This is a genomic window from Arthrospira sp. PCC 8006, from assembly GCF_046480465.1.
In the GTDB taxonomy this organism is placed as follows: Bacteria; Cyanobacteriota; Cyanobacteriia; order Cyanobacteriales; family Microcoleaceae; genus Limnospira; species Limnospira platensis.
In genome coordinates this window covers 1-5,863 of record NZ_PKGG01000272.1, presented here as the reverse complement: position 1 = coordinate 5,863, position 5,863 = coordinate 1, and the positions used below count along the sequence as shown (strand labels likewise).

At 46.9% G+C, this 5,863-nt stretch carries 2 protein-coding genes; one reads left to right on the top strand and one right to left on the bottom strand.

The features are described from left to right. On the top strand, nucleotides 1-1,512 hold a 1,512-nt coding region (locus B9T16_RS24750), incomplete at its 5' end, for a polyribonucleotide nucleotidyltransferase (RefSeq protein WP_410246019.1). Between the two features lie 264 nt (nucleotides 1,513-1,776). Here the strand turns inward: B9T16_RS24750 and B9T16_RS24745 are convergent. Continuing rightward, on the bottom strand, nucleotides 1,777-5,863 hold a 4,087-nt coding region (locus B9T16_RS24745), incomplete at its 5' end, for a Calx-beta domain-containing protein (RefSeq protein WP_410246018.1).

The following is a 5,863-nucleotide window of genomic DNA, read 5'->3' as shown; positions in this document are numbered from 1 at the left end:
ACTGAAATTATGCAGGAATTGAACATTGATAACCCCGTTGAAGAACCGCTACCAGAAGATCGGACTTTGATAGAATTTATCCAAGAACGGGTTACAGAACCAGTTAAAAAGGTTCTTGGTCAATTTGAGTTGAACAAAGATGAACGAGATGCTGCTCTTGATGTGATTAAAGAAGAGCAGATTGTCAGTGCGATCGCATCAATGCCAGAAGATGACCCCATCAGCTTGTTCAATATCGAAAATCCTAAAGCGGTGGGGATGATCTTTAAAGACATCACTAAAAAACTCATGCGCCAGCAAATCCTCACGGACGGAGTGCGGGTTGATGGTCGCAATTTAGACCAGGTGCGTCCGGTGTCCTGTCGGGTGGGATTATTACCAAAACGAGTCCATGGTAGTGGTTTATTTAATCGGGGTCTAACTCAGGTCCTCTCTATTGCTACTCTGGGGACTCCTGGAGATGCTCAAGATCTTGATGACCTGCACCCTCAAGATGAAAAACGCTATATGCACCACTACAATTTCCCTCCCTATTCTGTGGGGGAAACAAGACCTATGCGATCGCCAGGACGTAGAGAAATTGGTCACGGTGCTTTGGCGGAAAGGGCTTTATTGCCCGTGCTACCATCAAAAGAGCAATTCCCCTATGTGATTCGCATTGTCTCTGAGGTGCTATCCTCTAATGGGTCTACTTCTATGGGGTCCGTTTGTGGTTCGACTCTGGCTTTGATGGATGCTGGGGTTCCCATTACCAAGCCGGTGAGTGGGGCGGCGATGGGTTTGATTAAAGAAGGGTCGGAAGTTCGTATCCTCACCGATATCCAAGGGATTGAAGACTTTTTGGGAGATATGGATTTTAAAGTCGCAGGTACCGATAGCGGTATCACCGCCCTACAAATGGACATGAAGATTACCGGCTTGTCCTTAGATGTAGTCGCAGATGCGATCGCCAAAGCTAAACCCGCACGGCTACATATCCTCGAGAAAATGTTGGAAGTCCTACCATCACCTCGTCCTGACCTGTCTCCCTTCGCACCTCGCCTACTCACACTCAAAATTGATCCAGACTTAATTGGTTTGGTCATTGGTCCGGGAGGTAAAACCATTAAAGGAATTACCGAAGAAACTGGCGTTAAAATTGACATCGACGATGATGGCACTGTTACCATTGCCTCTACAGACAGCGAAAACGCCGCCCGCGCTTACCAAATTGTTCAGGGTATGACCCGCAAGCTAAACGCCGGAGATGTCTATGTAGGGAAAGTTACCAGGATTATTCCTATTGGTGCCTTTGTGGAAGTTCTACCTGGAAAAGAAGGCATGATTCACATTTCCCAATTAGCAGAATACCGAGTCCCCAAAGTTGAGGATGAGGTAGCAGTAGGAGATGAGGTCATCGTCAAAGTCCGCGAAATTGACCCCAAAGGCCGCATTAACTTAACCCGCCTGAAAATTCACCCCGACGAAGCCGCCGCCGCCAAGGCAGCCGCCAGTAGTGGCACTGTGCAATAGTTGACCTAATTGCCCTCTCCACCAGCCTTTCCCAGCAGTAGGGGCGACAATTGTTCGCCCCTACAATTGTTTATTAATCATCCGGGGAATCTGTGACGTTCAATTTTTCATTATATATGCGCCCACATTTTCCCATGATAATATTGTAGGTCAAGTCTGCTCAGATGTCAATAGTAAATCTGGTAATTCACCACAGATAAGAGTGAGGGGAATAGGGAATCATTTATCCATGACGGACTATCCCTATATCCCCAGTTTTTCTAGTTAAAATTCCGACTCAAAAGCCCCGATATCAATGGTATCGTTGACAATGCGAGGGAATCCGGGGCCCCGGCTGTCGAACTCTCCGGGATTAACAAAACCATCAGCAAAGGTATTATTTCCGGCATTAATTGCTGGTGAATTTTCCAAAAGAGCAATAGTTGGGATGGGTCCCCCATGATCAGCCAGGGGAGAGATGAGAGCATCCACTGGGTCATCTGCGGTGCCGATTATATCGCCATTTACGCCATCAGTTAAGCCAGAGGCATTAGTGCCATCTCCAATCAAATTACCCCCACCACTGTTAAAGGCAAATTCCGGAGCAGCCGCCGCATCAGGACCGAAAGGAGCGGTATTATTAGTAATCAGAGTATTTTGGAGACTAGCACTACCGCCAATGTTGCGGACACCGCCACCACTGGCGATCGCCGTATTATCAACAATGGTACTGTTGGTCAAAGTCAGATCAGCAACAGAGTTAAAAATCCCGCCGCCGATTTGAGCCGAGTTATTAGCAATAGTGCTGTTGGTAACATTAACCTCTCCATCAATAATAATGATGCCACCACCATTAACAGCCTGATTATTAGCAATAGTGGAATCGATAACATTCAGAATTCCCGAATTAGCGATCGCCCCTCCATTATTAGCCGCATTGCCTTCAATCAGACTGCGGATAATAGTAACATTCGCATCAGTAGAGACAATAGTGATCGCACCGCCGCGACTACCAGAAGTAGTGCTGACAGAAACGTCTAGGTCAGTTCCAGGTGCCAAACCATTAGCCAACCTTAACCCATCAAAAGTAATCGTCCCCGTATTGACCCTAAATAGGCGAAACTCATCAGTCAAGTCCGGATCACGCTGAATCGTCAAATTATTGGCTCCCGGACCCTGAAAATAAATATCTCCATTGAGAGTTGGTAATGCACCCACCAGGTTAATTGTTCCCGATTCTGCCTCATCAAGAAAAGTAATTCTTTGTGTGCCACCCAAATTCACAGCATTGATAACCGCCTGGCGCAAAGACCCTTCAATACTGTCAAAATAGGCTTCTTCCGTGGTCTCAAGGCTATCAGTTAACCGCCTTACCCCGGTACCATTAGCTAGAATCGTTAACGTCCCCTGATTATCATTAGGGTCAACAATATAAAAATCAGATTCTGCCAAGCGGAAAGTCAAAGACTCATCAGCCTCCGCGTGGTCATCATCAAGCGGCACCAACTCCAGTTCAATTCTACTTTCACCATCAGGAATCGTCACCTGTACCGTTTCCCCATCTGTGAGAATCACCTCGCCATCAATTTCGAGCTGATAATCTTCCAAAGAAATCCGATTTCCCTCGAGATCCAAAGATATCTCAAGATCCCCAAAATTATCAGGTTCACGACTAATCCTCAAGACTGCATTACTAGAGAGAGTGATAGCCGGAGGGTCTTGTTCCCAATCCAGACTAGACTGCACAGCATCGGGAGTAAGCACCTGTAGGGAAACTGTGGCGATATCATCATCGAGAATCGTCAAAACCGTACTAGGATTGATAGTGCCAGCCTGACCTAGGATTTGCTCCTCTCCGTCCACAATCGCCACAAAATTATCATCTAAGTCTAGTTGCAGTGTTCGGTCAGGCTGCACCAGGGTATTACCCAGAATTTCAATAGGAACCCGGGCTTGTGTTTCTCCCTCAGCAAACTGAATTGGTATCACACTACCAACAAAGTCATCTCCTTCAGTGGCTGTAATTCCAGTTAAAACCACATCCACAGAAGAGGGAGAACTTATATCCCCGGACCGCAACAATTCCACCACCATGGTGGTATTTCGCTCATCCCCCTCTTCCACCTGATATTCAGACTGACCAAAATCATAAGTTGGGGGCGAATCATTATCGAGAATCAATAAAGTCGCTGTAGGATGAGTTACACCCGCGCGTCCCCTCGGTTCAAAATCCTCAAAAGATAAGATAATCGACTCGGTAGGTTCAGCTATTTCGTCATCAACAATTTCCAGGGGAACCCTAGCGACTTCTTGACCCGGCGCAAACTCCAGGCGCACCTCAGTCTCAACAAGATCAACTCCCGGCGTAGCTGGATTTTCTGGACCCGGTTCAAGAACCACAGTTACAGATGATGCATTGCTGGTATTACCACCACGCACCACCACCACAGCCTCAGTTACGCCATCATCTTCTGAGACCTCAAAAATACTGCGACTGAAATCATAGGTGGGAATATTATCATCATCGATAATAATTAATTCAGCCGTAGGGTTCTCCTCGCCGACGAGTTCCCCTTCTACTGGAACCAAACTTAACTCCAGATTTCGATTAGGTTGAGTCACCAAATTACCAAAAATGGTGATGGGAACAGTTTGGGAAATCTGATCAGGTCGGAAATTAATAGTTATCTCCTCTTGCTCAAAATCTGTTCCCGGAACAGCAGTAATACCGGCTAACTCAACGGTGACTGAAGATGCTTCCCTAATTCTGCCAATTCTTTCAATAGTCACAACTTCTGTGACGTTGGTATCGGAACCCTCCAGGGTGGTGAACAAACTCTGACTGAACTGATAGCTAAATGGTCCGTCATCATCCAAAATCACTAGGGTAGCCTCGGGGTTCAGCCGGCCTGGTTGTCCCCCCTCAATTTCCCCGGCTGTACTCTCAATAAAGAAGTTGGTAAAGGATAAATTGGCGGTTCTGGTGGGGTCTGGTTCGGTATTGGGAATTAGTTCAATTTGAACGGTGGCGCTGGTTTGTCCCGCGTCGAACATGACTGGGGTGGGATCGGGAGTGGCGACAAAATCTCGACCAGGTTCAGCAGTAATGGGTGTAATTGCCACATCGACTCGTGAGGGTGCCTCGGTGGCGAAAGAACGCTCAATGGTGACTTCCACAAATTCAGGATTATTAGGATCATCCCCCTCAACACCTATAAAACGACTGTCGCTGAAGTCATATAAAGGGGGACTGGGGGGTGGGTCATCATCTATAATAGTGCCAGTGGCTGTATTCACTCCGATTTCGGCGATATACAAAAATCCTGATTCGTCTAAAACCACTTCTATGGTTCTGTTTACCTGAAAAATATCATTAGCAATGGGGGTAGCCGAGAATTGGGTGGTAGTAGCGTTTTGGTCAAATATTGCGGTTCCGCGATCGCCATCAAATCTAGCAGCACCGCTAACTGTGTAGTCTTCCCCTAAAATAGCCGTCCCACCTACGGAAAAATCTACCGCCAAAGGCACTCCCACAGAATCTGGGGTGCGGGTTAATGTATAAACTAAACTGTTGCCACTATCTTCTTCCACGGCTTCCGGTTCAATAGTGAGGCTCACCTGAGAAGTTGATGGAAGATTTAGCACCGGTAACTCTGGAATAGGTGTAGGGGTAAGTCCTGGGGGCGGAGGCGGTACTGGTGCGGGTTCATCATCTTGGATGTTAATGATAAACTCATTCCTTTGGCCAATACTGGCTCCTCCAGAGGGATCGGCTAGGGTTAAGGTAACTGGTCTCCCTCCGTCAGGGATATCGTTATCGACTATAGAAACGGTGAATTCTTTGAAGGTTTCAAAGGGTTCAAAAATTACGGGAATTTCTGCAATCACGTCAGCGGTGCTATCACCAGCTACTACTAGAGTTGCTCCTACTCTATCAAGAGGAGATCCGGTTCTGGTGATGGGGATTTGCAATAATGACTGATTTTCGTCAGCGTTGACGCTATCTTCCCAAAATTCCAAGACTGAGGTAATGCTGGTGATGGATTTGGTAAAGTTGCCACTGTTGAGAATGGTGCTGTCTGTGGCTTCTAGTAGCACTAATCTCTCTCTGGTTTGGCGATCGCGAATTAGGGTATCATTCCCCTGCTGTGCAATTTCTAGATCCGCAAATTCCAGACCATTAGCCAAACCAATTAGGTCAAACCCGGGTCTAAAGTCTGTAATTACATCAGTCTGACCGCCATTGAACCCTACACCAATTACAAATAAATCTGACCCCGCGCCCCCGGTTAAGCTGTTAAAACCACTACCTGTATAGAGAATATCATTACCGCGATCGCCAAATAACAGATCATCTCCCTCCCCCCCTATG